This window comes from Pseudoalteromonas sp. MB41 (genome assembly GCF_020966275.1).
GTDB lineage: Bacteria > Pseudomonadota > Gammaproteobacteria > Enterobacterales > Alteromonadaceae > Pseudoalteromonas > Pseudoalteromonas lipolytica.
This window is the reverse complement of record NZ_JAJJZF010000012.1, coordinates 95,687-120,986: the sequence shown is the minus strand read 5'-3', so window position 1 is coordinate 120,986 and position 25,300 is coordinate 95,687. Positions and strand designations below refer to the sequence as shown.

Genomic DNA, 25,300 nt, shown 5'->3' with positions numbered 1-25,300 from the left:
TTAAAGTTAATCCTTTAAACCCCAATTCAGCTAGATTTAGTTCCTCAATGAAAACATCAATCACTCTGACCGTATTATCTTCACTGACGTAATCTTCCAACGATTCTGGAAATAACGTTGATTGGTCACGACTTTCACCGCTTATAAACTTTGACATACTGCCTCAACCCTCAACTGAATCAATAGTCTAATTATATAAATATCAGTATATTAAGTGAACTAAATGTATAGATTAATAGATCATAAGCAGAACATACTTAGACCAAAAGGTGATCAGAGTTTTCACACAGTCTGTGCCAAACTCGGTCGTTCAACAGCAGCTTAATCCATCTAAACCAATTGCAATAACGGAAGTCCATCTAAATCGTATTTGGACAAAAACTGAGTTAGGAATTGTGGTGATAACGCCCGCTTAATGGTGAGAAATTGATTTCAAGTGATTGTTAGTTTTCATTTGTCAGCATACACCTGATAAGCTTTGCAAATGAACTATCTAGTTCTTCAGAACAAATTGATTCTATCTGAAACAAATTTTCAATAGATTCTCTTTGGGTCTTTGCTATCGGGTATTCTCCCACTTCAGGTTTCATAATGTTTAACTTTTCGCAAAGCTGGTCATAATAGTATTCTGTTATGTCACCATTAGCCAAAAAACGCTTAGCTGTAGATGTAGCCAATAAAAAGCTGCCTGACTTTAAGTATGCTAACGACAGCTTATCTATAGCAACAAGCAACTCATCATAATGTTGAAGCGATGTAGAAAGCCAAAATTCACTAGATAAATACCTATTTATGCTTTGGCGCAACCTCAATGGTTTGGGAAAGCAATCTCTATATACGGTCTCATCAAAATCTTTACTCCAATATGCATTAACATATCTGGTGTAAAATCGCTTTGACACGCTAACATCATATTCAACGTTTTCTAACCACGTAAGATATCGTTTCAATACGGTTATGCGCTGAGTTGGTTGTAGGCAACTAAAGATTGTTAGTGTATTTTCAGTTCCCTGCATACCATGTGCTTTAAAGTACTCAAAGAGCAATGAGGTACAAACCGAGGAAAGGTAGCGAAATGACTTGTCTAACTCTTCATCGGTGATGTTGCCATGTTCAGCAACATGCGCCCCTTTATTTCCAATTAATCTCAAGCTATGTAGCTCTTCGTAAAAAGTACTTTCAAATGCACAGTTTTCTTTAATTAGCTCAATCTTCTTATAAACTGACAGTTTCAACCACTTTTCCGAGTTAACTGAGCTGGGAATAAACTGAAAGAACAAATGTTCAAGCAGCAGTTCAATGCAACCTCTAACAGCTAGCGCACGGTATTTTCGCTTCATAGCAGTATCTGTAACATCTGCTAAGTACTCTTCTTTAATACTATCTGGGAATAAAATACTTTCCATTTTCACTCCACTGAAAACAATTTAATATCGAGCGATTCGGTCGTTTTTCTGCCGCGAACCGTCTTAAGTTTCCACTTGAGGAATTTTTACCATAGTGGATAACTTATTGCTACAAAAAACTTTCTGCGTTTAAAATCGATTATACTTTAGGGTGAAAAAGACCAAATCGCTCGTTTTCCTGACTATACGAGAAACTTGTAACAAAGAAGCCGATAAGGATAGGAACCCAGAGTCAGCAATTCACTCTTTTTTGACATGAAGATATTGCCAAAATTTAAAAAGCGAGGGATGAACCCTCGCCTATAAATTAAGGAACAGCTTATCGCTCGATTGAGGCCCTAACTTATTTTGGGACATTGATGAACTATGCTTACCGTTCTAGTGAAGACTCACATGTTAGGAATATGTACTGTAAACACGGAGACATGGCCGTTGTTAGATATCTTGTCTTAAATGAAAAAAAGAGGGCTGAATATGCAGCCGTTATTATATAAATGTGGTTCAGAGTGTTTACAGCCACTCTAAAGCAGAACTACCACCGTTTGCCTTAACACTGACTTTCACTGATTTAGAGCGCAACTTAACTGCCAAATTACGCTGATTTGAAAAGAGAGTGTCTACCTGCTCTTTAATCTCTGCACGAATGCTTGGAGAAGCTACATTATTGTTAGTATTTCTAGTTGTTTTTTCCATGTTACTCCTCCTCATTTTCTGGTTTATTAACGACTGCTGATTCTAATATGTCTGCATATATCTTAACAGGTCGAACTGATAAATCAATATACGTGGGTTGCAAAGCTACCCCTTCTGGCAAAAGAACTTCCATTTGTCCCTGACTTCTTTCAGGTTTACGAAGAGCATCAGGCATTAAAAATGGCAGATTTGAATACCTATTTGTTAACTCTAGTACCACTGGGATATGCGGGTTTTCTTCCTCTTTTTCAAGAAACTGTAGTCTATTTGCATAAGAAAGCGTTGCAAAAGCAGTAGCAACGCTTTCACTTAGAGAAGTAGATGCAAAACCGTTCAGTTCTAATGGTACACAGCTATCTTGCGCCAGAACATATTCTCCAAATTGCTCCTTGTTAAGCGTAACACCACGGAACAGGCGCTGCCCAACTTGCAATGTGCAAGTTGCCGAAGAGATGGCAAACCCACTACGAAGCCCATTAATCCACTTTTCAGCTTTAGTTTTTTGTTTAGCTTGGAGTGTTTCGCTATTCAAGTGCATATTAATGATCTGATGAGGCTTTAGCCCATTAACTTTATCGTGCTTGCTAGCTGACTGATACATTGCTATTGCTTCGCGCTCATCTTTTTGATTTAACTCATCAAAGCATTTTTCATACTTTAAGAAAATAGTAGAATGCTTGGAGCCTTCTTCACAACATAATCGGATATGGTCTAGCTTATGCGACCCAGCAATACAGGACAGAATTGCATTGAGAGGGGCAATATATTGATCATTTGATTTGTCTTCCGATGTCTCTAAGCCGTCTAAGAACTGCTGGTAAGAGTACCTAACAGAATTAATCGCAGAAAACTCATGCAAAAGTTCATTTTTATAATCAATAATCAATAATCAATAAATTGGCCTCAACCTAATAATGTTTTTAGAAATTATACATTATTTTTGCGCTTAATTGCCATCTAACGCCGCGCTCTACGGAAATTTAGGAGCGTCAGCGAGTAAATCTTCCGTAGCAGCGCTTTGTTATGTGTGCACATTCACAATTCCATTGATTTTTCTATGGGCATCGAGTGTTTCAACCCGTCGATGGACAATTGTGAATTAGGTCGGAATACTTTTCGTGCCTTAAACAATTACCCTAACTGACTCGTTACTATTCCTGAGAGAGCTAAACACAATTCTGTATTTAGCGATAAAGTTATCATTCAGTGAATTTAAGTTGCTAAAGTTGTATTGAATCTTTTGAATGAGCTATTATTTTCCTTGTTGATTTTGTCTTAACAAGACAAGTCTTTTTATCTCTTCATCAATAGCTTGAATATCCAGAAAATGACCTTTAGCAAATCGCCTAAACAGCTCCATAACAAGCTTTTTAACATCATTTAGACCTCTTAATCTAAACGTAATTTCTACAATTAGCTGGGCAAATCTACTTTCTGAGTATTTTCCTTCTAGACATTGCATTCCTGAGCTACAACAAGCATATACAATATTTTCAGTGAACTTCCACTCAGATAAATCTAGACTTTTAAACCTACCTATATAAGCTGTACAAATTGCCTTGATACAACATTCTGTTAAAACTTGAAGCGCAATTTCGGGTGAGTGATAAGAGTTTGGGTGCATCTTTAATATCTTAGCAGCTAAGAATTGCCCTGTTTCATTTGATCTACATAGATTTATTACATCCGTGTGAGAAATGGGCACCCTCAGGCCTGAAAATACATTACATTTTGCTAACCTCTCTTCAATACCCACAGCGAATTTTTTAACCCTTAAGAGCAACTGATAAACATTGGTGATTGGTAGTTCAAGTGCTCTATAATAATTACAGAAAAAAGTATCTAAACAGAAAATAGGGATACCATGAGAAATAGAAAGCTTTACAGAGGAATAATGTGAAATATCCAAAATGTCTTTAAATTTCAGCAAAGACTCTGGTACGTTAAAAGGAATTGGTGCTAATACTTCACTGTATTCAATCAGCTCTCTAAGTGATTGAACATTTTGGTCTTTAGAAACATCTTCAGAAGTCGTTTTAAAATAATTGCCATCGACTTTGCCAATAGATAGATAGTCCTCTCGTCCCATTTGTTCAAGCCAAGCAAGGACTATTTCTTTTGTTTCCCCTGAAACATATACTTTTATATTTGATTCTTTAAGCGCAGAAGCTAAACCTGTATAACTGAAATATACTAAAGAAAGTGCATCTAACACTAATTTATCATCTATGGCCTCTCCCTCTGAAAACAAATCAAGATACTTATTACTTTCCTTATCACTTAAATATATAAATGCGCCTTTAACTATATCGCTCTTAAAAGAACGATTTATCCTCATTAAAAGAGGTATAAACCGCCCATCAATATGTGGCTCAATTAACTGTTTTTGCTCTGAGAAAGCATCTATTTGTTTTAATATTCCATCGATACCTTCCTGCTCATTAAACGTCAATTGGTAAAAGCAGTCATTACCAGCATTGATAGTAGACCTGATATCTAAAGAGATCCTGAATGCACCAACAATTGGAGGTAGTTTTTCTATTAAGGTTACTGTCTCCACGTCTAACTCATTCGACTCACCAGTATCCATTTCAAGCAACAATTCACCCAGAGGACTCTCAACATCTAATAGGTACTCATTAGTTTCACAACCTTCCACCAAAAGCTTAGTAAATTGATTTTTACCTTTTCTATAAGTTACTGCTGCAATACAACGATCAGAGGGGTAGCTTCGCTCTGTACGTTTGCCTGATTTATCTAAAGTTCCAAAATGAATATTAGTTAAGTGGGTTGCGATACCTGCGGGATCATCGATAAACCACTCCAACAAAATTGACTCGGAAAAAGCAACATCTACCATAGAGATAGATTTGACTAGTTGTAAATTCTCATATGAGTAGCTATCAAATAGACTCGTTGGAATTTCATGTATAGTTTTTTCAATATCAATCTCTGGTAATCCAACCTTAATGTTATTTTGAATTAGCAAAGTCCAAAAGTAGCTTGATCTTGGATACCTAGCTAATGACTTTTGAATTAGTCCGTTGGCATTTTCAAATTTAAATAATAAAAACTCCCTTGAGATTCGCACAGCAGCTATTCTATAGCTATCCTGTTCACTATCCATATTTGCAAGAAACGAGTCTAATTTTTCAAATTGCTCAGAGTTTAGCAATGCTTCTGAATAAGCATCTATGATTGGCGAAGCCCAAGGCTTTTGAGGAAGCAATGGCTCTATAATCTTTGTTACTTGATAGTTTAGCCCCATTTGGTTCAAACTTAGACAGAGTTGATAAAGTGCTAGAGGGTGGATCTCTTGCGTAATTTCTTCATATTCAACTAAATATTTTTCAAGATTATCTGATAATGTTTGTTTACCCCTTAAATCAGCCGGTTCAAATGCAATGGCAGTTAAAACAATTTCAATAAATTGCTTGATTTGAGGTTTAGAGGCCGATACGTTACCGCCTTTGTCTAACCACCTCTTGACCTGCCTTTTATTAATACCTCCTTCGAAGTAAGCCGTTGATAGTTGTACAAAATCAGCTTCGTTTATGTCCTGAATATTTTGAGCGCGGAGTTTATTGCTGGGTTTAGTATTAACAGGAATATTAGTTTGAAGACGCATTCTAATGTCTGGGATGACTTTTTCGGCTTCTTCAATGTGCTCATCACAAAGCTCCGTTAAATCTACGTTCTGAAACCATGTTGTAGCTAGTAAAACGGCTGCTGCTTGAAATACTCTCCCATCATTAATTTTTGAAGAGAGAGCTTTTACGGATTCTATTGTCTCAACGAGTAAGTCCATTAGAGACTGGTCTATCATCCAAAAATGCTTAGTACCAATCAAATTATGAACATTGTATGCACTGCAAAGTAGGTTTAGAACCGTGCTATTTTGGTTCGGATGTTCAAGTACTAATTCTTTGGCTAGATCGAGAGCTAGTTCTAACTCGCCAAGTCTTAAAGCACATCTTACATAAGAGCATAACGTTTGCTCTCTAATTCCAACAGTCCCTTTAGATATTTGCTCGTTAAGCTCTTCTATAGGGGCTAGCTTTTCAAAATAAGTTTCCCTAGATAAATTCGTAGCAACCTTACTCGATTTGTATCTCTTTATAGCTCTTTCCGAAGAAGTTTTACTTAAAAAGTGCAAATAAGAAGCTTCAACAATATCTTTAACAAGAGGAGTAGAGCGCTCACTTTCAATTAACTCCAAAAATAGTTCAGGAATTATATCGAAAGAATTGCCTTGAGCCGCGTGAAGTTTAAACTCAAGAACTTTGAGTAAATCTTTACATTCTGAATCTAACTTCTCTACAGTTTTTAAACTTTCTATAAAGTTTAAAGCTTTAGACCAACACCTATGAGTCACTAATCTAGAAAACTCTTTAATAAATGTTTCTAATCCATCTGAAGACAAACTAGTTATATGAAGATTTACAATTTCTACCGAAGAGCCATCTTCAGCAATTATGTTATGCCCTATTTCTGTTTTTTGATTTAGAGACCGCTCTTTAATCAATCAGCTATTTCCTTTATTGGCGACTACATCACCAATTCTTACATTACCACTTCCTGCACTGTAAACATTGTGGCCTGTATTGGTGCTTTGCGTAACATTAACAATATCGCCAGAGTATTCGATAGTTTTAAGAAACTCATTTAACTCTTGATGTTCTGTAATTTTTCGTTCAATGGCGTGAGGTGCTAAGTCTTCGTTAATACCTGCATCAATCAACAACTCCGCAATTTTTTCAATTTCAGAATCATCTATGAGCCAATTTTTTAATTTACGTTTTAATAAATCAAAACAAATAGAAGCGCCTTCCTTTACGCCATCATAAATTAGCCCAGATAGCGTCGAAGCAGTTAAAAATCCCATCTTTTTCCTTAATAAATTCTAGTTATTCTTAGCTTAACTAACTGTTAAGTATACATTACAATACATATGTACCAATTAATCAAATTCAAAAATCAATTATTAATCGACCAGATTACCTTTAAACATTTCCGGGAAGTTTATTCTTGCCTCAACAATTATGTCCATAACCAGTCCTCGCTCAAAACCCTCTAGATTAACTCAGGGTTTTCCTATAATTGGTTAGAATCTACTTCAGCCTTAGCACAAAGCAGAGTGTCACCTAAATCGTTTTGGAGCAAAGGCGAGTTATATTTATAACTCGTCGATGGACAAAAATGAGTTAGAGCCGACCAGTGGCTCTGTGTCATAAGCGTACTTGATACAAAACAAAGGCACCTCATGCATGTATCAAAAAGTGCCTTTTAATTGATTAAAAGTCGTTTTTATTTTTAACCGCTAATACTTGACCGTTTTTTGCAATTTGGAAGTAAAGCTTATCTTCGTTGCTAGCATTAGATGCACTAACTACATAGAAATTGTCTTCAACGCTAGCAATCGAAAGTTGCGACTTATCAATATTTTTCCATGACTCATCTAACTTACCGACTTCAAAGCCAGCGTCTTTAAACGTCATCTTTTGAATATGTGTTGCAGCGATGCTAACAGCTTTCTGACCGCTGATGACACTATGATCTCCATGTGCCTGTACATTACTAGTTAGCAAGGCACCACAAAGCGCAACGATTGATATTAGTTTGTTCATTTTAGTCTCCATTTGGTATGAAATTCGTAAAGTTAAATTCGTTATTGTTTAAGGCCAATAACTTCGTATTGCCCTTTAACCAGTAGCTGTACTGACACAGGTTTATCTGATTTGTTTTTCCAATACCAACCATGAGAACCAGCAAATGGCGTGGTATAGCTGCCTTTCATTTCATTAGTTGTAGCAATAGCATAGCTTTCAAAATATCCCGTTGTGTCACCTTCAGGCTCACCATGTAAATCGAAGTACAATGGAGCACCATCGGTTAACCATTCATAAGACATTTTTTCATGCTGCTTCATATAAAATTTATATTCGATGCCGCGTCCCGCAGGGACTGTCACTTCTATTGTTTGAAACTCATCCGTGCCTTTAGTTGTCTCTAATGACGTTGTTTCCATTTCAACCGCTTGTGCAAGTTCTGTTAAACCTAACTTGTTGCCAATACCTGTCGGATCGATGTTGTACTCTGCTGGTAAGATAAAGGTAACCAGTGCAATAGCCGCGACAACGACTGCTGAAATACTCGCTTTAACGAGTGTTTTGGTACTAACTGTATGTTGCATAAAATTCTCTTTTATTTCTGTATTTCTATAAGTTAAAAATCGATTAAATAGTGAAGTAACCAGTAAGTTGTAAGCCCATCAACATCACACCAGCACTCATTAGTGCAGTATTCGTGACTGTCGAAAAACGTTGAAATGACGGCAGTTTTCTCCATGCATTTATCATGATCAAAATAAGTGCGAGCGCAGCAAATTGACCAAGTTCAACACCTAAGTTAAAAGCAATCAGGTTGGTAATAAGACCTTCATCAGCTAGGCTAAATTCTTGTAATTTGGTAGCTAAACCAAAGCCATGAAACAGACCGAAAATCAGCACCGCCCACTGGGTATTAGGCTGCCAATTAAAGCAACGCTTAAAGCCTCCTAGATTATCGAAGCCCTTATAAATTACGGAAAAACCGATTATGGCATCAATTAAATAAGCGTTGACTTGTATGTCACTTAACACACCAAATAACAGGGTTGTACTATGCCCAATAGTAAACATGGTGACGTACAACAGTACGTCACGGCTACGATATAAAAAGAAGATAACACCGACTAAAAACAGCAAGTGGTCATAGCCCGTTATCATATGCTTAGCGCCTATATATAAAAACGGGATAAACTGTACTCCATTATTTTGCTCTAAAAATGCTCTGGTTTTATCATCGACTCCGTGAGCAAAAGCTTCGATACTGAGAAGCGCTAACAGCGCAATCGTCAGATAGGTCAGTACTTTAATCATGTTACTTGGCATCTTGAGACTCCAATACTTCAACATCAGTCAAAATAGACTCCTTTTCTTTATGTAAAATTCTGTATAAGGCAGGAATGACAAACAGAGTCAAAATCGTTGACGAAATAATGCCACCAATGACTACTGTTGCCAGAGGTCGCTGAACCTCCGATCCTATGCCTGTGTTTAACGCCATAGGAATGAAACCTAATGAAGCAACCAGTGCGGTTGTTAACACAGGGCGAAGACGCGTCATCGCACCATCAAAGATTGCATTATCAAGTGCTAAGCCACCTTTACGCAGCTCTCTAATAAACGACACCATAACCAGTCCATTAAGGATAGCGATGCCCGATAAGGCAATAAAGCCAACTGCTGCCGAAATTGAGAATGGAATATCACGTAATAACAGCGCAGCAATACCACCAGTTAATGCAAGTGGAACACCCGTAAAGATGATCATGGCATCTTTAAATGAGTTAAGCGCGAGGATTAACAAACCAACAATCATGATTAAAGTGACAGGCACAACGATACTCAGACGCTCTGAAGCGGATTGCAGTTTTTGGTAAGTGCCGCCATATTCCACCCAATAACCAGCAGGTACTTCAACGTTTTCATTAATAGCTGCTTGTATGTCTGCAACAAAACTACCTAAGTCCCTACCACGAACATTGGCAGTTACTACCACTCTACGTTTACCATTTTCACGATTTATTTGGTTAGCACCCGATATCAGCTCAATATCAACCAATTCTTTAAGTGGTACTGTATGTCCATCAGCCAAAGTTATCGGTAAATAAGGTATTGAATCGATATCATTACGTTTGGACTCTGTGAGCCTTACTACAATATCTGAGCGCACATCGCCTTGATAAAACTTACCTGCAACTGTACCACCCATAGCTGTTGCCACTTGAGACTGTACTTGGCTAATACTAATACCAAACTGCATCAGTTTTTCACGATTTGGCACAAGATTAAGCATAGGTAACCCTGTCGTTTGCTCAACTTGTATATCTACGGCACCTTCAACTTGAGAAATTGCACCCTCTATCTCACTGCCTAAAGTAGTCAACGTATCAAAGTCATCACCAAACACTTTTATCGCAAGTTCAGCTCTCACCCCAGCTAACAATTCGTTAAAACGCATTTGTATTGGCTGTAAAAACTCATATCGGTTTCCCGGAATTGGCTGTACTAGCGCGGCTAACTCTTCTACAACTTGAGTTTTTGTCTTATCTGGATCAGGCCACAACTCGCGAGGTTTCAGGATAATGAAGTTATCTGCGACACTTGGCGGAACGGCATCTGTTGCAACGTCGGCAGTGCCTATTTTGGCAAAGACGCGTTCAACTTCTGGCATTTGTTTAATTTTATCTTCTAAAGACTCCTGAAGCGCGATTGCTTGAGACAATGACGTACCCGGAATTCGCAGCGCGTGCATGGCAATATCACCTTCATCCAAATTAGGCGCAAATTCACTGCCTAACTTAGTTGCCTGATAACCTGTAAAGCCAACTAATACTGTTGCGACTACAATAACTAACCAGCGGGCTTTTAATACATAGCTCAAAGCGGGCTTGTAAAGAACAGCAGCACCACGAATTATTGGGCTATGTTTTTCTTTCACGGGCTTTTTAAATAACAAGGCAACCATAGCTGGTACAAAGGTAACCGATAACACCATAGCACTAAGTAACGCGATAACCACGGTGATCGCCATCGGGTGGAACATTTTGCCTTCAACGCCTTCTAAGGCAAAAATTGGTAAGTAAACAGCGGTGATAATAAACACGCCAAATAGAGCTGGGCGTATAACTTCTTTTGTTGCTTCGAACACGAGTTCCATGCGTTCTTTTAGCGGCAGAGGATTGTTTCCTGCTTGACTTAGCCTGCGAAGACAATTCTCTACAATGATAATGGCACCATCGACTAACAAGCCAAAATCTAACGCGCCTAAACTCATCAGGTTTGCACTCACGCGAGTTTGTACCATACCTGTCACTGTCATTAACATGGCAAAAGGAATCACTAAAGCCGTTAAGAATGCGGCTCGGAAATTCCCTAATAAGACAAAAAGTACAACGATAACCAGAACCGCCCCTTCGGTCAGGTTAAGCTGAACCGTTTGCAGGGTTTTATCAACTAATTTAGTGCGATCATAAACAGCGGTTGCGACAATCCCTTCTGGTAAAGTGGCGTTAATTTCTTTGAGCTTTTCTCCCACGGCATGGGCAACGGTGCGGCTGTTTTCGCCAATAAGCATAAATACCGTACTCATCACCACTTCACGACCATTTTGTGTAGCAGCACCAGTTCTTAGCCCTTTGCCGTTTTCAATATCGGCTACGTCTTTTATAAAAATTGATGAACCATCAAGCGACTTAAGCGGAATATTACCAATGGCAGTCATATCAGTAATCTGACCGGGCAGCCTTAACAACCACTGTGCGCCATTTTGCTCAATAAAGCCTGCACCTTGGTTTTGGTTGTTTTGCGAAATTGCATCAACCACATCGGCTTGTGACAGCCCAAAAGCAAGTAACTTTTCAGGTTTGAAAGCGACTAATATTTCACGCTCAAATCCGCCTATCGGGTTCACTTCAACTACACCCGGCACCCGCATTAACTGTGGTCTTATTGTCCAGTCATGTACGGTTCGTAAATCCGTTGGTGTAATAGGCGTGCCATCAGCATGCGTAGCATCAGGCTCAGCATCAACGGTGAACATGAATATTTCACCAAGACCTGTCGCAATTGGCCCAAGTTGAGGCTCTAAGCCCAGCGGTAATTCAGCGCGTGCCGCTGATAAACGCTCATTAACAAGCTGACGGGCAAAATAGACATCAGTATCATCACTGAATATTGCAACCACTTGAGATAGACCATAACGAGAAACTGAGCGGGTATAGGTTAACCCCGGTAAACCCGACAACGCGGTCTCTAACGGAAAAGTTACCCTTTGCTCAACTTCTAATGGCGTAAACCCAGCCGCTTCGGTATTGATCATTACCTGTACATTAGTGATATCGGGCACTGCATCAATCGGTAGTTTGGTAAAATTCCATATCCCCAAACCTGACACAGCTAACACCATCACCATAACAAGGAATTTGCGCTTTATTGAAAAGCGTAAAATTGACTCCAACATTTATACGCTCCTAGTGATCGTGTGATGCGCCAGACTTTTCAATGTCGGCTTTTAAAATATAGCTATTGTCGGTCACGTATTCGGTTCCCGCTTTTAGGCCACCTAATACTTCAATCCATTCGCCTCCAGCGCTGCCCAACTCAAGCATACGAACTTCATACTGCTCACCCACTTTGGCGTAAACAACAGTAAAGTCTCTAAAACCTTGTAAGCCAACACGCTTTACAGCCAGTGGCACATCAATGGTTGCAACGTCAATGTCAGCTTTTACAAAACTTCCTTCGGCAAGGTTACTATCTTCTAATTCGACCCAAACAATTCTTGCCTGATCATCTCTCACGCTAGGCTCAATAAATGACACCTTACCTGCAAAGCTTTCCTCATGACCTTCAACGTTTAACGATACTGGCGTTTCCAGTTTAACCTTGGAATAATCCGAAGGATAAACCGCTAATTTGGCAATATGGCGATTAAAATTAGTAATGGTGAGTAAGGTTTTACCATTAGTTTGCTCACCCGCGTTTGCGAATAACTGGGTAATAACACCGTTAATGGGCGCTTTAATAACGTAGGGCTTAAGACTTTCATTACTTTCTACTGTGAATAGCGTTTGCCCTTTTTTAACAATTTCACCGTAATTGACGTGTAATTTGGTGATTTCACCATCGAAACGCGCAGCAATGTTTCGCTTAGCGTCCACAGGTAAACTTAATTTTCCATAAGCGGGTATGGTTTGATGAATTGTCGCAGGGCCTGCGATTTCAGTGTTGATTTCCATTGCATCAGCAACTGCCTGTTCAATTGTGGTGCGACCCTCGAAGTTGTCATATCGCCAATTGTACTTTTTACCCTGATAAGTTGCTTCAATGGCTACAACAAAAGAGTGAGGCTCATAAATCACCATATCACCGCGAAGAAAGTCACCTTGAGCATTGAAGTTAATATCATCAGTGCCATCGCCTAGGCGAATTAATTTTACGTTTAAATCGACATTCTTTGGGTCTATAGGTTGTCCATCATTTGTCGCCCAAACACGAAACTCTGGTGGCACACCAGTTTCAAAAATAGAGAGTTCAATGGCAAAATCACCATCTCGTAACATGCGCCCACGGTGTGGACCTTTCTCTGGTTCAGCTTGCTCTGCCGCAGGTGTTGATGCTGCAATAGCATTAGGTGCGACGACACCTGTGAATGAGATAATAATCGCCAAGCTTAATGACGACAGAATATTTTTATTTTTCATAAGTTTACTCATGGTTTTACTCGCTATCACTAACGGGCACGCCAGTTAGGCGTTGAATTTCAATATGTTGTAAATGCAAAGATTGATAAGCATCAAGTAACTGATTTTGGGCGCTGAGCAGCTCTCTACGTATATCACTCCACTGGTTGTAGCTAAGCTTACCGATATCAAATGCTTGACCGGCTTCCGTCAACGCGTTTTCTAGTACGGGAATTATTTCTAATTGAATCGTTTCAATGACATGATGGGAATGTGCCATTTCTTGCAATAGCACATAGAGCTGCGCATCGAGTTTCTGCATTAGGGCTTGTTGCTGACTTGCCAGAACATCTTGTTTTGCGCGTAAGGCAGCCATTGTTCCTGCATTTCTATTTTCACTTCCCCAAGGAATAGAGACACCCGCCACTAAACCAAAATCATCGGTCGTTTCATATCGTCTTAGTCCAGCAGTGAATTGCCACTGAGGTTTGGCTTCAATACGTGCAAGTTCCATTTGAGACTGGGCGATACGTTGTTCATTAGCGAACTGCTGTATTTGCGGGATTTGCTTAAGCTTGTTTAGCTGGCTTTCTACAGATGGAATTTCCGGCTTAAGCATTAAATTTCCCGTTAACTTAAGTTCAGCCTGAGGCTTACCCCATAAGGATGACAGTTGATAATGGCTGGCTTTTAATTCGTGCTCTAAATCTTCAACAGCTAGATTTCTTCGAACCAACTCAGCTTGAGCCAAGCGCATTTCGACATTAGAACTTTTGCCTGCTTTTACTCTTTTGACAATAGCGTCAACCACTTCCTGTGCCTGAGATACCGCTAATTGATTGAGTTTCAAGCGCTCTTGCTTTATCAAGATTTCAACAAACTGTTTAGCAACAGTCGCAGATAAATCGAGGGCTTTTATTTTTTGCTCTACTATTACTGCATTTGCTTGGCTTTTTGCCGCATTAACTCTGCCATCAATTTGATCTTGTTGAAGCAACCAAGAGTATGTGAGCGTTGATTGCATACTTTGTAATGCGCTATGCTCACCTGTCCCTAACGCATCTTCAATCATTAAACCTATTTGAGGACGCTCTCCAATGCCAGCTTGTTCGATATTACCTTGCCACACAGCTTCTTGAGCTATCAAGGCTTTTAGCTCAGGATGACTTTCTAGAGTCATGGTCACAGCCTTGCTTAAATTTATAACCTGATGTGATGACTGTGATTGCTGCTGGATTTGCGCGTTTGCCAAAGAGGGGGTTGATGTTACTAAACTAACCCCCGTTGTTAAAACTAGACCAACAGCCAAAAACCGATTGCCGATCGGTTTTTTTCTGTTGCTTTTATAAAGATTAAATCTCATTCCATATCCTTAATTAATGGATGAAAAAAGTTTCGATAAAGTGATGAAAACTATCGACAGTGGATGCCGCTAGTACTGGCATAGTTGCCAATAATGCTAGAGTAATGATGATAGTAGTAAGTGACGGTTTATTAATTGGATTCAATAACCCCTCAACACGAAGACTCGTGTAATCATGTCCGAAGTAGCTAACAGACGCCTGATCGCAATCCGTAGGAAGTGCTTTTTGAAGTCTAGCGACATCAATTAATGTCTGTGCGATATCAAGATGGTCGTATTCTTTAGTGACCTCATTGTCGGCTATCTTTTCCGTCATTAAGACATATTGCTCGATTAGGGTTTGTTTTATACGTGACGGATAGAAGCTGGCAAGTGCCGTGAAAAGCACTTTAAATAACGGATCTCTTGCCGTTACATGGGCCAGTTCATGATTAACGATGATATTAAGTTGTTCATCGCTAACTTGGGTTTGTAGTCCGGTTGATACATATATCTTGGGAGATATAAAACCTGTAGTAAAGGCAACAGGCACTTTAACAGGCATCAATAAATATTGATTGCCATTAGTCGTCCTAGCATCTTGTGCATCAGTAAAGCTTAGTAAACTCGACAATGCGATGGACTGTTTGGTTCTAACAAAGGTAGTCTTAGTTACGCGCCAAGCTAAATAGATTAGTGCTAAAAGTAAGGTTAACGCGTGCCAACTTGAAAAGCTAAAAATATCGATATGGTGCCAATGGGCAAAATCTTCGAACCAGCTTATGTTAAAAACTTTATCAAACCCTAACGAGTAAGGCATAAAGTAACCAATACAAGAAAAGGCTATCCACCAAGGTGCACTCACTAGTGACCACAATATAAACTTTTGACTATTAAAACTGACTTGTTTGAGTCTGAACAACACAAAACGAGATACGACAGCAACAGTTGCAATACCGATCACAAATGCAAGCACTGAAACACTGAGCAAATTTAGAACGATTGCCATATCTCCAACTAACATAATTAAGCCCGCTCCTTTCTAAGCTGGCGTTGTTTCTCGATCATTTTTTCTAATGTATCGAGTTGTTCGTCATTAAGCTGTGCCGAAGCAGAACTGAACGCAGCAATTAAGCTATTTTCACCATCATCAACAAAGTCACTGGTAACATTTGAAATAAGTTGAGCAATTAAGCCTTCACGATCGACTCTGGCTGAATAACAATACGCATGGCCTTGTTTAGTGCGTTTAAGTAATTCTTTTTTAAATAACCTATCAAGCGTACTTTGGATAGTATTTAACGAATTACCACGAGCTAACCCCAGTACTTTATGTACTTGCTTTGCATCCGCTTCTTTCACATTCCAGAAATGTTGAAGCACTAACTTTTCTAGTTCACCTAACTGCATAACACTTTACTCTATTTAATTCGTTGGCTATATTGTCACAACAAAAACCGATAGGCAATCGGTTTTTTCATTTAAGGACATTATATGGGTTGGCTAATAACTAAGTATTTGATCACCGCTACGGTCATTGTCGCGGCATCAGAGCTAGCAAAACGAAATGATAAACTAGGCGCACTAATAGTGGCCTTACCGACAGTCACAATTTTAGCCATGATTTGGTTATATGTTGAAAAGCAGCCGTCAGAGAAAATAGCCAATCATGCTTGGTACACTTTTTGGTATGTACTTCCCACATTGCCCATGTTTTTACTTTTCCCCATGCTGATGCAGCGCTACAGTTTTTGGCTATCGTTACTCATCAGCTCATTAATAACTGTAATTTGCTTTTGGCTGTTTTCTTTATTGCTGAAGCAGTTTGGGATTGATTTGCTTCCTTGAGGTTAGCAGCAAGGTCCGTTGTTCGCCCCCACAACTGCCATTAGAGTATTTACGTTAACGCGTAATGGGACAAAGTCGAGTTATATACATAACCCGCCTCTGGACAAAAGCGTTTTAGATCGTCGGCTATTAGGTTAATTTCGCATAAAAGTTTCTGTGGCTTAACGCCGCATTAAGGTGTGAGCGACGCTTGGCTATACTTGAGCGAAGCGAATTGCGAATCACTCTTAAATGCCTTGTTATGTGTTTGATTCCAAGTTTCTGTTTACTTCCTCAACAAGGGCTTGATTTATAGGCGCAAGCTTACCTTCTGGACTGACCCACTCGTTCAAACTTTCGATCGTACCATCGGGAACATCTACTCTATCTGTAAGGCTAAAATTCTTAAGCCTAAACCCTCTCTTTGAGTACATGACAATTTCACCATCACGAACATAGCCAACATTTAGGTACAGTTCATCTATATGAGGAAGGCTTTCTACACACTTTGTCTTTAAATCACTATCTGAATAGTCAAAACTAAACTGCATATAAAACTTAGCGACACTCATTGCTATTTTTGCGTTACTACCGTGGCGATCTTTCGCTAAAGCCTCTGAAGCCTTAATGCTATCAAGCCTGTCTCCCGCATAAAGAAAAGCACTGTATGTACCCCCTTGCTCCCGAACAACACTAAAGGAAATGTTCTCAGATAGGTCAATGACCTTGCCATAATTCCATGCTTTCAACATATTATACGCATCTTTAGCTACGTGCTTATATTTGAAAATGACGACAATACCTAAGCCTTCCATTGTTTCAGTGTTATTTGTTACCCATGAAGTCCCAAGTCTATGAACTAACATGTCATTAGTCGGCATAGGCATTAAATGTAGCACTTTATAACGAAACGCAAACCTATCGAGGATGAGTGGAATGATAGTGATCAGGACTGCCAATGGTAATGATAAAACTAAAGGAAGGCTAAGAAAGGCAGTAGCAATACTTAATATAGGGAATACAACCAACAAAACCTTAACTAACTTTTTATACTTTGAATTTATTTCAATTTTCAAATAACACTCCAAAACCCATAATTGGCATTGTAAGTTGATAAAAACACATAACATTTTAGTATTTATGCGACACGCAGTTTGTGTTGCATAATCGCTTGTTGGACTGAGCCGCTACCTGCTCGGTGTGTCAGAGTTGGTGTTGTATATGCTATGGGAGTTTGCTTTTTGGTGCTCCTCACTTTCTTAGCTAGTGTTATGTAAGCTTTCCCTGCATTGCTCAGCGCTTATTATGTACTCATTACACCTAAATTTGCCTTAATAAGCAATTATATTTTTTAAACGGAAAGAGGACGTTAGCCTAAGGAGTTAAGCAGGTTAACTAATTGATTTTAAGCAGCTACCTAGCTGCTAACTCGTTCGCTCTACTTTAATCGTTGTAATATCTAACTTGAATACGCCAATAAACCGCAAGATACCTGTCTTACAATGCTGGCAAGGCTAATGCGGTACAGTGTTACGTTTTCTGGATTTGTCTTCTCCACTTTACCTGTGTGTGATTATTGTGATCTTATTTATGCTAACGTTCACCACCCGCTGGAGTGATATAACTGTAATTAAGTGTTGATCTTTATTAAGTTAATATTAAATATGATAGACACTGAGACCTCTTTTACTGAATATCTTTTTATCCTAACCTACGCTTAAAGCGTAGGATATGACAATTTTTCGTTATGATGTTGAGCATCGTCTTCCCATATGATGCGAACAACATGTTTACGTTTTGTCTGCGCATGAACAGAGGCAATCAATTCGACTGATTGATGCTTCTCTAGACTTTCCATTGGAAACTTATCATTAAGTTCAGAATCAACAATTACATCATTTCCTTCTGGAAATTCAATTTTTACATTTCTAGCTATAGCAGAGCCTTTGTTCCATATTTTTAAACGATATTTACTGCTGCCCAATTTAATGAAAGATGCCCCTAGGTCTGCTCTTTTTTCTCTTACTGCATCTTCATTTTCTTTTTCCAAAAGTAGGTTATTAAGCTTTTCTTGGCTTTCAACAAGCGTTTTTTGTTTCTTGTTAAAGCTAACTGTTTGCCAAGTAGCATAGCTTGATAACAAAAATGCTAAACCAGCAATAATATCTCCAGCATCAATCGTCAAAGACATTACTTAAACCTTATATTTTTGTTACTAGAGAATGCTTTTCTAAGCGATTTACGAATTTCGTCAGTGAAATCTTTAGTAACTTCTTTCTTTATTTCTGAAAGGTGTTCGTCAATATTTTCACTATTCTCATGGATTAGCTCATCTTTATTAAATGTTCTCTCGCATGAAGCACAAGTCATTATCTGAATTGTTTCGTCTACACCTTCATCATATGAAAAATCAGGACATCCACACGTTGGGCACATTAATCTTATTGTTCTGTTATATTTTTCAGGGTTCATCCAATTCCTCCAATTAAAATAAAGAGCTATCCCAGCGCTACCATCTTAGTTATCGCTATTAGAGCAATCAATGACAAGTAGAACCCCCATACTGAAAAAGATTTACATGCCTCTATTTGCAACTTATTAATATCTCCAGAAGGATTTACTGAAAATAGGTCAGCCTCTTTAAGCTTTTTTTTATGCACTTTTGAAATAAATTCGTTGTAAGAATTTCTAAACGCTTTTTCTAAAGCCAAATAGTAAGCATCCAACGCACCAAATACAAAGGTAGGGAGTAATGCTATCCATGCATATTCTGGCTTTCCTTTATCAGCTACAATTACTAACACTGCTGACACTAGAGTAACGCACCAAGCCTTACAACTGCCACTATTGGCTGACATTCTTTGAATCACATTTTGTATAATATTTAGATGAGCCTGAATTGATACTGATTCTGGTTCTATATTGATATATTCATCAGGCATGTATTAATTCCTTTTATTCGCAATAGCTGAATTTATCCATCCATTAATATTGGCTGCAATATCTGCGTATGCAGTGATAGGATTTGGATCATAACAAGGAATTACAGAAGATAATCGACTTCCATCGTTGAAAGTAAAGTTGTCAAAAGGGTTAGCACCCTTCCTCGATGTCCCACTTCTTGGACATCTAAGATTGTGAATATAAATACCTAGTAATGCTTTGCCATCCTCCCAAGCTTTTTTGATTTCATACTCAACCCAAGGGCGTGTAGATGTATCGGAACCTATCAGAACAATGACACAGCGCTTGTATTTCATGTTATTGTCAATCCAAGCTTTGACTGCACTGTCACCCGTTCTTTTTAATCGCTCCCATTCATTAGGAGTTGTTGGCGAGTTCCCTTCAATGGAGCCTATATTCCTAACTTGCTGAACGCGCATTACGTCATTATTAAAATGAAAACTGTAGAATACTGGTATTTTCGCCATGTTAATTGCTCTTTAAATATATTTTATCCATTTCCCTGAGGCAGTACCTGCATCAAAGACTCCTATAATGTCTCTTCCTGTAAGATTATGCTTACCTTCATCTAAACGCTTATATAATTGAAGATATTCATTCCCATACCAATTGCCATTATCTTCCATTGTGGGGACAATTATTATGTTTTCATAACCCTTTAACTGATCTGCAACTCCAATCTCCCACGGACACCAACGAGAACGTGTTGAGTTGTTAGTTGCTAAAAAGAAAAATAAATCACTTTCATTAATTTTATTTTTTATTTGATCTGCCGTTGCATTGTTCGGTTCGCTGGGCATAGTTGTATCTTCCCAGTCTATGTAAAGATCTAAGCCCTGTTCCTTAAGAAAAATTTGAAGTCCTTTTGCTAATTCTTGATCAAGATGGCTATGGCATAAAAACGCAGTTTTTAACTTATTGTCTAAAGCTTCGTTAAACGATTTTGCAGTAGCAACGATACCTGACCGCTTGGCTGCCTGTTTAAGCTCTCTAATTTTTATTGTCATCGTTTTGTATCCTTTCAATACGAGCCTAAGCTATCACCTCTGCCTGTCTTAATATCCCCTCAACAGCTTCGGCTTGTTGATAAGGCGGATATCCTGTGCGCTTAAGAATTTTTTTAATATTTCTGAGCATTTATGACAAATTGCTTAGCTTTGATCACCTGCTTTATAGTTTTCATAACTACTCATTTATTTATGTCACATATTAAAGTAAATTAGAACTTAAAGTATTCAGTTCAGATTTAAGTTTTTGAATCGCTCTAATCTTATTAAACGACTGATACTTTTCATTATTGTAGCTAGCAGTTGTGCCTGTTGGCTTGTGGGTAATAGATACACCTTTCATAGCACTATCAATAGTGTCATGGGGGGACTCACAAGTATCAAACTGTAAATCCTCTACTTTAAAATTCATTGATTTCAATAAGCTTAAATACTCCATTGTATCGGCATCACAATTAATGTGCTCTTCACAGCGAAAGAAGATAGCTTTTCTGATATGGCCCGGTGCAGAATTCAGTGGTGGTGTGATTATCTCTGTTCTGACATCAATATGTTCCTTATGACAAGCAGAGCATTCTTTACCTAGAATGTTATTAAGACTCATTACTCTGATCCTTTTGCATCTTTTCAATTATTTGTTCAACATTTCCTACTGAATATAGGTCAAGTAATGTGTCAGTTTTATACTTTACATCATGAATATTAATCGATTTGAACATATCTAAAATTTCTTGGATTCTAGCAATTGCATCTGGGAGATTGCTTGTACAAGTCAATCTTAAAACTTGTGATAGCTGCTGATTTTCAGCATAAAGCTTATTAAAAAGTTCACTCCAAGTTTTAGCGTTATTTGTTGTTTTAAGGTAACTTAACGCATCATAATCAGTATCACTGACAGATATATTGGTCTTAGCATTCTTTTTTTTATGCTTCTTTTGTCTTAAGCGCCCAGAGTACGCTTTCCAAACATCCTGTGGGAGTTTAGCAATAGCATTTTGGAACTCTTCAATATCATCATCAGTCACAACGGGTATTCTAGATTTTGTATCTGGAATTATATACTCCGAGTAAAGCTTATCTTCTTCACTATCACTATCTTTAGGAGTAAAGGCTCTTAATACTTCATTTAATTCCTCTTTGGTAGTTAAATGCATTGAGGTCGATTCAGAAGTCATGGCTAACTTCTGGTGAAACTGTTTCAAAAAATCTTGAAACCCTTCAATACAATTATCGGGATAATCATGTTTAAATTGATTCAAATATTCTTCATTGGCATACAAGTCCATAACAATTTCGATAATTCTATTTGCATCAAATTTTCTAGCGGGGCGGCCAAGTTTACTGCTCATATATAATCCTTTTTTAATAACAAAACATTATAGTCGATTATTTATTGTTACCAAGTAACTTTTAAAAACATATTACTGGGTAATAAAAAGCATTTTTATTTGGCAAGTTTGAGGTGGTTCAAGTGAATAAGTTAGAGCAGCTAAAAAAGTGAGTTTAAAATATACCTTAAGCCCGTTTTACGCTTTTCTGTTGCACCTTCCTTATGTATTGCTTTTTCAAAAAAAGACTTAGGTCCAACAAGATGTGCTTCGACTTCAGCTCTTGTTATCGCTGTATATAACCAGTTTCTATCAATTAAGTTAGAGCCATTTAGCGGTATGATAACCCTTCTGAATTGGCTACCTTGAGCCTTATGTAAGCTTATTGAGTAAGCAGGTTCAATTGTATTAAGTAGCTCATGATTTAATTTAATGACATCATCCGATGCATCAATTAAAACTTCACCCAAGTGATTTTTTGTTGCCAATGAGATTAATGTACCCAATGTTCCATTTTGAACGCCTGAATCTATGTTATTTTTCGTAAATATAACCGGGTCTCCTCGCTTGATTGGAAGCTTATGGGTCTGCCCCATCAGAACAAAAGTGAGATGTTCGTTCAAAGAGTTAAGTTCGCCTTGAAGTAATCTATTTAAAGAATCTATACCACCGTATTCTTTCTTATAAACAGCCGATGTAATTCGGCTATCTGAAGTATTTAATTTATAGAGTTCTAAACACTTTTGATTAATTTCATTATCGGCAACACAGTGAAAAGTGATATTTCCTGTTGTTAACGATGGAGGTAGAACTCCATTTGAAATACTTAAACTGTACTCTGGAATCCCCGTATCTTCATCGTGTCTTTTTACAATATCTAACCATGAAATAGCTACCCTATGACTATTTATGATGTCATTTAGAACCAAACCTGAATCAATAGGAGGTAACTGTTTAGGATCTCCAACAAATAATATCCTTGTGTCAGGATGTATATGATTGATTAACTTAAACATCGTTGTTATGTCAATCATAGAGGATTCATCTAAAACCAATGCATTTTGCTTAGAGCTATCAATCAAGTCCGGCTCTATAGGCTTTTTCATAAGCAACCTAGTTATCGTCATACTCACTTGCTCAGTTGACTCTTGAAGCCTTTTAGCAGCCCTCCCCGATAAAGCAGCACAATGAGAAGTAATTCCTAATATTTCATAGCCTGCCAGAATAGCTTTTAAAACAGTTGTCTTCCCTGTTCCTGCTCCACCTGAGACCACACAAACTTTATTTCTCAGTGCTTTGTAAACCGCTCTACATTGCCCAAGTGTTAATTTAAACGAAACGGAACTCAAAGCATGTCTAAAAGCTGCCTTTGCTCTATTTCTTTCATATTCACTCAGTTCTAGATTAACCAAGTATTTAATACGAAGGGCTATTGCTTTTTCTTTTATAAAACATGCTGTAGATTGATAAGTTTCCAGCTCTTTATTGTAAACAAGTACCTTATCTGTTGATGCTTTAAGAACTCGTTGAAATGATTCAGAAGCAAGTGTTTCACTCTTGAGTAACTTTTGTAACTTTGGCTTCAAATCAGCTCTATGGGCCACAGTATGGCCTTGCCTCTCATGTCGTTTCAACGCTTGTTCGAATGCTGATATTATTCTTCTAATGTCATCATTTTCAATCGAGAATCGCTCTTGAGCAATTGAATCTACAGCATTAAACTTCATTCCCAATTTAGTAAGTAAATATGGGTTATCTTTGAGTTGAATGATGGATTCATGATCATGATATTTAATCAACCGTTGCTGAACATGCAGTGGGATTCCAAGTTCAGAAAACCAAGTTGTATACTTTAGATTTGAGTATTGCCTATACCCGCTTACGAGCGTATTTATTTTGGCTTTGCTTAAAATTTCTTTAAGTCTTTCATCATTTCTGTCATCAAGGATCTGATAAATCTCATTACCAAAGGTATCCCATACTTCCTTAGCCTTGCTTTGAGAAATACCTCTAAAACTTGGATTTTTTCCAATAAATAACGCAAAGTGCTCTGCTGTGGTTGGCAATACTATTTCAATTTTTTCAGGCTTTACGTAGTGATCTTGAGTAATCTTGAAGTTATTTTCACTAGTAAACTTTCTAGTTTCAACGTTACCTGTAACTTTCCAGTGTTGACCTAAACTAGGTTCAATTGGCACGCATGAGCTTGGTGTTTTGATGAAAATGATTTTTTTATTCTGTCGATTCTTTTTGGCCTGCACCGATAATGGTACACCACTGAATGAAACATAAGTTTCATCGGATTGGTATACATTGGTAACTCGAATAACTTCAGTTTTAATGATGCTCAAAGTACACCATTAATTTCATTGATTACTTGAATTGTTTCTCTATGACGTTCCGCTGAAGCTTCCGCTTCACCAAGCCTAACTTTAAGTGCTTTTATTTCTGCTCTTAAACTGAAATTCTCTTTTTCTAATTCAGCATTTCTTCTTGAGATCTTATTAACACTTTCACCAGAAGTATTAAAAACGCTTGAACAATCTTGAGTACTCGACTTATTAGAAGCTTCAACACCTTGCAATAATCCAGCTTTAATAAGATCTCCTATAAGCTTCTTTTCAAATTCTTTATAAACTTGAAGTAATACAGGATTCCCATTTACTGGCTTAAGAGCACTGTAGCCAATTCCACTATCCCTAGTTACCAAAGTTTTAACTAATTCCTTTGTTTTAAAATTCACAAACTCGCTTAGTTCAGCAAGTGATTTATCTTTGTGCCAACTTTCGAATTTATCTATATTGGTCTGAGCATCCGACATTATTTCTCATCTCGAATTCTATTAATTGTGGTCCTAGTAACACTATATCTTCTAGCTAACTCGCTAACCGTGCATTCTTTATTCACGATAAGCTTTCGAATTTTCTTTCTATCAGCTTCTGGAATAGTTGCAGGTCTTCCTAGATGCTTACCTGCTCGTTTGGCTGCTTCCCTACCTTCCTGAGTTCTTGACACAATTAAATCACGCTCTAATTGCGCGAAAGTTCCTATCAAATTAACTGTTGCTTTTGCAAAAGGACTTTCGTTTGAGGTATCAATAACACCATCAAGCGTCTTTAATGTGGCTTTCTTTTGATGGATAGCCTCTATAATAGATAAAACAGATTTGAGAGAACGGCCTAGGCGATCAAGTTTTGTCACTATGATCACATCACCTTTACGAATGTAATTTAAGAGTTCGGATAGTTTAGCTTCATTTTCATCTGAAGCACCACTTTGCTTACCAGAAAATATTTCTTCACAGCCAGCGACTTTTAATGCGTTGAGCTGAATTGTTAAATCTTGCTCAATTGTAGAAACTCTGGCAAAGCCTATTTTACTCATTTTAATTTACTCTTAGATTCTCAATCCATTTTTGGTGTACTTAAGTTAAAACTTTAGTACAC

The 25,300-nt window shown here is 38.0% G+C and carries 26 protein-coding genes and 1 pseudogene; 1 reads left to right on the top strand and 26 read right to left on the bottom strand.

Features of this window, described 5'->3' with window-relative positions; genetic code table 11:
* From LPA49_RS13100 to LPA49_RS13035, 14 genes and pseudogenes are all read right to left on the bottom strand, one after another.
* Positions 1-157, bottom strand: a pseudogene (locus LPA49_RS13100) (IS5/IS1182 family transposase); the annotation flags it as partial.
* Positions 158-443: 286 nt separating this feature from the next.
* Complete coding sequence (locus tag LPA49_RS13095) at positions 444-1,406, bottom strand: hypothetical protein (RefSeq protein ID WP_230236743.1); 963 nt, start codon at positions 1,404-1,406, stop codon at positions 444-446.
* 510 nt (positions 1,407-1,916) lie between these two features.
* Entirely contained in the window at positions 1,917-2,099 is a 183-nt protein-coding gene (locus tag LPA49_RS13090) for a hypothetical protein (protein ID WP_230236741.1), read from the bottom strand.
* 1 nt (position 2,100) lies between these two features.
* The gene (locus LPA49_RS13085; protein ID WP_230236739.1) at positions 2,101-2,985 is read right to left on the bottom strand and encodes a hypothetical protein; all 885 of its coding nucleotides are present in this window, start codon (positions 2,983-2,985) and stop codon (positions 2,101-2,103) included.
* 366 nt (positions 2,986-3,351) lie between these two features.
* Positions 3,352-6,624: a hypothetical protein gene (locus tag LPA49_RS13080; RefSeq protein WP_230236737.1), complete on the bottom strand. Its 3,273-nt coding sequence runs from the start codon at positions 6,622-6,624 to the stop codon at positions 3,352-3,354.
* Positions 6,625-6,984 carry a hypothetical protein gene (locus LPA49_RS13075; RefSeq protein ID WP_230236735.1) on the bottom strand — a complete coding sequence of 120 codons (360 nt, stop codon included), beginning with the start codon at positions 6,982-6,984 and terminating at the stop codon, positions 6,625-6,627. It abuts the gene before it with no gap.
* 409 nt (positions 6,985-7,393) lie between these two features.
* A complete protein-coding gene (locus tag LPA49_RS13070; RefSeq protein WP_230236733.1) occupies positions 7,394-7,726 on the bottom strand; it encodes a DUF6488 family protein in 333 nt (110 codons plus the stop codon).
* Positions 7,727-7,767: 41 nt separating this feature from the next.
* On the bottom strand, positions 7,768-8,292 hold the full coding sequence (locus tag LPA49_RS13065) for a hypothetical protein (RefSeq protein WP_063704080.1): 525 nt from the start codon (positions 8,290-8,292) through the stop codon (positions 7,768-7,770).
* A 43-nt stretch (positions 8,293-8,335) separates the two neighbouring features.
* Positions 8,336-9,031 (bottom strand): HupE/UreJ family protein, encoded by a 696-nt coding sequence (locus LPA49_RS13060; protein ID WP_062566916.1) that lies wholly within the window; start codon positions 9,029-9,031, stop codon positions 8,336-8,338.
* Positions 9,021-12,164, bottom strand: a complete 3,144-nt coding sequence (locus tag LPA49_RS13055; RefSeq protein WP_230236731.1) for an efflux RND transporter permease subunit — start codon at positions 12,162-12,164, stop codon at positions 9,021-9,023. Before LPA49_RS13055 ends, LPA49_RS13060 begins: the two co-directional genes overlap by 11 nt.
* Before the next feature lie 10 nt (positions 12,165-12,174).
* Positions 12,175-13,407 carry an efflux RND transporter periplasmic adaptor subunit gene (locus tag LPA49_RS13050; RefSeq protein WP_230236729.1) on the bottom strand — a complete coding sequence of 411 codons (1,233 nt, stop codon included), beginning with the start codon at positions 13,405-13,407 and terminating at the stop codon, positions 12,175-12,177.
* A gap of 16 nt (positions 13,408-13,423) precedes the next feature.
* Entirely contained in the window at positions 13,424-14,749 is a 1,326-nt protein-coding gene (locus tag LPA49_RS13045; RefSeq protein ID WP_230236727.1) for a TolC family protein, read from the bottom strand.
* Positions 14,750-14,762: 13 nt separating this feature from the next.
* Positions 14,763-15,752 carry a M56 family metallopeptidase gene (locus LPA49_RS13040; RefSeq protein WP_118845622.1) on the bottom strand — a complete coding sequence of 330 codons (990 nt, stop codon included), beginning with the start codon at positions 15,750-15,752 and terminating at the stop codon, positions 14,763-14,765.
* A gap of 2 nt (positions 15,753-15,754) precedes the next feature.
* A complete protein-coding gene (locus LPA49_RS13035) occupies positions 15,755-16,138 on the bottom strand; it encodes a BlaI/MecI/CopY family transcriptional regulator (RefSeq protein ID WP_028834938.1) in 384 nt (127 codons plus the stop codon).
* An 84-nt stretch (positions 16,139-16,222) separates the two neighbouring features.
* Between LPA49_RS13035 and LPA49_RS13030 the strand changes: the two genes are divergently transcribed.
* Entirely contained in the window at positions 16,223-16,576 is a 354-nt protein-coding gene (locus tag LPA49_RS13030; protein ID WP_028834937.1) for a DUF3147 family protein, read from the top strand.
* A 239-nt stretch (positions 16,577-16,815) separates the two neighbouring features.
* On the opposite strand, the gene LPA49_RS13025 is transcribed toward LPA49_RS13030, so the two are convergent.
* The 12 genes from LPA49_RS13025 to LPA49_RS12975 all read right to left on the bottom strand — a co-directional run bounded on the left by LPA49_RS13025 (position 16,816) and on the right by LPA49_RS12975 (position 25,238).
* Positions 16,816-17,631, bottom strand: coding sequence for a hypothetical protein (locus tag LPA49_RS13025; protein ID WP_230236726.1), 816 nt, complete (start codon positions 17,629-17,631; stop codon positions 16,816-16,818).
* A gap of 641 nt (positions 17,632-18,272) precedes the next feature.
* A complete protein-coding gene (locus LPA49_RS13020; protein WP_230236724.1) occupies positions 18,273-18,746 on the bottom strand; it encodes a hypothetical protein in 474 nt (157 codons plus the stop codon).
* A complete protein-coding gene (locus tag LPA49_RS13015) occupies positions 18,746-19,027 on the bottom strand; it encodes a hypothetical protein (protein ID WP_230236721.1) in 282 nt (93 codons plus the stop codon). Before LPA49_RS13015 ends, LPA49_RS13020 begins: the two co-directional genes overlap by 1 nt.
* Before the next feature lie 26 nt (positions 19,028-19,053).
* Entirely contained in the window at positions 19,054-19,497 is a 444-nt protein-coding gene (locus LPA49_RS13010; protein WP_095730050.1) for a hypothetical protein, read from the bottom strand.
* A gap of 3 nt (positions 19,498-19,500) precedes the next feature.
* Positions 19,501-19,986: a TIR domain-containing protein gene (locus LPA49_RS13005; RefSeq protein WP_230236719.1), complete on the bottom strand. Its 486-nt coding sequence runs from the start codon at positions 19,984-19,986 to the stop codon at positions 19,501-19,503.
* A gap of 12 nt (positions 19,987-19,998) precedes the next feature.
* Complete coding sequence (locus LPA49_RS13000; protein WP_230236716.1) at positions 19,999-20,526, bottom strand: toll/interleukin-1 receptor domain-containing protein; 528 nt, start codon at positions 20,524-20,526, stop codon at positions 19,999-20,001.
* Positions 20,527-20,551: 25 nt separating this feature from the next.
* Positions 20,552-20,656 carry a type I restriction enzyme endonuclease domain-containing protein gene (locus LPA49_RS22395; protein ID WP_369123128.1) on the bottom strand — a complete coding sequence of 35 codons (105 nt, stop codon included), beginning with the start codon at positions 20,654-20,656 and terminating at the stop codon, positions 20,552-20,554.
* A gap of 72 nt (positions 20,657-20,728) precedes the next feature.
* Positions 20,729-21,130 (bottom strand): peptide chain release factor-like protein, encoded by a 402-nt coding sequence (locus tag LPA49_RS12995; RefSeq protein ID WP_230236714.1) that lies wholly within the window; start codon positions 21,128-21,130, stop codon positions 20,729-20,731.
* Positions 21,120-21,875, bottom strand: a complete 756-nt coding sequence (locus tag LPA49_RS12990) for a hypothetical protein (RefSeq protein ID WP_230236712.1) — start codon at positions 21,873-21,875, stop codon at positions 21,120-21,122. The genes LPA49_RS12995 and LPA49_RS12990 overlap by 11 nt, the downstream gene beginning before the upstream one ends.
* Positions 21,876-22,015: 140 nt before the next feature.
* Positions 22,016-24,205 (bottom strand): AAA family ATPase, encoded by a 2,190-nt coding sequence (locus LPA49_RS12985; RefSeq protein ID WP_230236710.1) that lies wholly within the window; start codon positions 24,203-24,205, stop codon positions 22,016-22,018.
* Positions 24,202-24,675: a hypothetical protein gene (locus LPA49_RS12980; protein WP_230236708.1), complete on the bottom strand. Its 474-nt coding sequence runs from the start codon at positions 24,673-24,675 to the stop codon at positions 24,202-24,204. Before LPA49_RS12980 ends, LPA49_RS12985 begins: the two co-directional genes overlap by 4 nt.
* Entirely contained in the window at positions 24,675-25,238 is a 564-nt protein-coding gene (locus LPA49_RS12975; protein WP_230236706.1) for a recombinase family protein, read from the bottom strand. Before LPA49_RS12975 ends, LPA49_RS12980 begins: the two co-directional genes overlap by 1 nt.
* Positions 25,239-25,300 lie beyond the last annotated feature (62 nt).

Excerpts from the sequence above, each read along its gene's own strand:
- LPA49_RS13095 (WP_230236743.1), bottom strand. The coding sequence starts at position 1,406 with ATGGAAAGTATTTTATTCCCAGATAGTATTAAAGAAGAGTACTTAGCA.
- LPA49_RS13090 (WP_230236741.1), bottom strand. The coding sequence starts at position 2,099 with ATGGAAAAAACAACTAGAAATACTAACAATAATGTAGCTTCTCCAAGC.
- LPA49_RS13075 (WP_230236735.1), bottom strand. The coding sequence starts at position 6,984 with ATGGGATTTTTAACTGCTTCGACGCTATCTGGGCTAATTTATGATGGC.
- LPA49_RS13070 (WP_230236733.1), bottom strand. The coding sequence starts at position 7,726 with ATGAACAAACTAATATCAATCGTTGCGCTTTGTGGTGCCTTGCTAACT.
- LPA49_RS13065 (WP_063704080.1), bottom strand. The coding sequence starts at position 8,292 with ATGCAACATACAGTTAGTACCAAAACACTCGTTAAAGCGAGTATTTCA.
- LPA49_RS13060 (WP_062566916.1), bottom strand. The coding sequence starts at position 9,031 with ATGCCAAGTAACATGATTAAAGTACTGACCTATCTGACGATTGCGCTG.
- LPA49_RS13055 (WP_230236731.1), bottom strand. The coding sequence starts at position 12,164 with ATGTTGGAGTCAATTTTACGCTTTTCAATAAAGCGCAAATTCCTTGTT.
- LPA49_RS13050 (WP_230236729.1), bottom strand. The coding sequence starts at position 13,407 with ATGAAAAATAAAAATATTCTGTCGTCATTAAGCTTGGCGATTATTATC.
- LPA49_RS13045 (WP_230236727.1), bottom strand. The coding sequence starts at position 14,749 with ATGAGATTTAATCTTTATAAAAGCAACAGAAAAAAACCGATCGGCAAT.
- LPA49_RS13040 (WP_118845622.1), bottom strand. The coding sequence starts at position 15,752 with ATGTTAGTTGGAGATATGGCAATCGTTCTAAATTTGCTCAGTGTTTCA.
- LPA49_RS13035 (WP_028834938.1), bottom strand. The coding sequence starts at position 16,138 with ATGCAGTTAGGTGAACTAGAAAAGTTAGTGCTTCAACATTTCTGGAAT.
- LPA49_RS13030 (WP_028834937.1), top strand. The coding sequence starts at position 16,223 with ATGGGTTGGCTAATAACTAAGTATTTGATCACCGCTACGGTCATTGTC.
- LPA49_RS13020 (WP_230236724.1), bottom strand. The coding sequence starts at position 18,746 with ATGTCTTTGACGATTGATGCTGGAGATATTATTGCTGGTTTAGCATTT.
- LPA49_RS13015 (WP_230236721.1), bottom strand. The coding sequence starts at position 19,027 with ATGAACCCTGAAAAATATAACAGAACAATAAGATTAATGTGCCCAACG.
- LPA49_RS13010 (WP_095730050.1), bottom strand. The coding sequence starts at position 19,497 with ATGCCTGATGAATATATCAATATAGAACCAGAATCAGTATCAATTCAG.
- LPA49_RS13005 (WP_230236719.1), bottom strand. The coding sequence starts at position 19,986 with ATGGCGAAAATACCAGTATTCTACAGTTTTCATTTTAATAATGACGTA.
- LPA49_RS13000 (WP_230236716.1), bottom strand. The coding sequence starts at position 20,526 with ATGACAATAAAAATTAGAGAGCTTAAACAGGCAGCCAAGCGGTCAGGT.
- LPA49_RS22395 (WP_369123128.1), bottom strand. The coding sequence starts at position 20,656 with ATGCTCAGAAATATTAAAAAAATTCTTAAGCGCACAGGATATCCGCCT.
- LPA49_RS12995 (WP_230236714.1), bottom strand. The coding sequence starts at position 21,130 with ATGAGTCTTAATAACATTCTAGGTAAAGAATGCTCTGCTTGTCATAAG.
- LPA49_RS12990 (WP_230236712.1), bottom strand. The coding sequence starts at position 21,875 with ATGAGCAGTAAACTTGGCCGCCCCGCTAGAAAATTTGATGCAAATAGA.
- LPA49_RS12980 (WP_230236708.1), bottom strand. The coding sequence starts at position 24,675 with ATGTCGGATGCTCAGACCAATATAGATAAATTCGAAAGTTGGCACAAA.
- LPA49_RS12975 (WP_230236706.1), bottom strand. The coding sequence starts at position 25,238 with ATGAGTAAAATAGGCTTTGCCAGAGTTTCTACAATTGAGCAAGATTTA.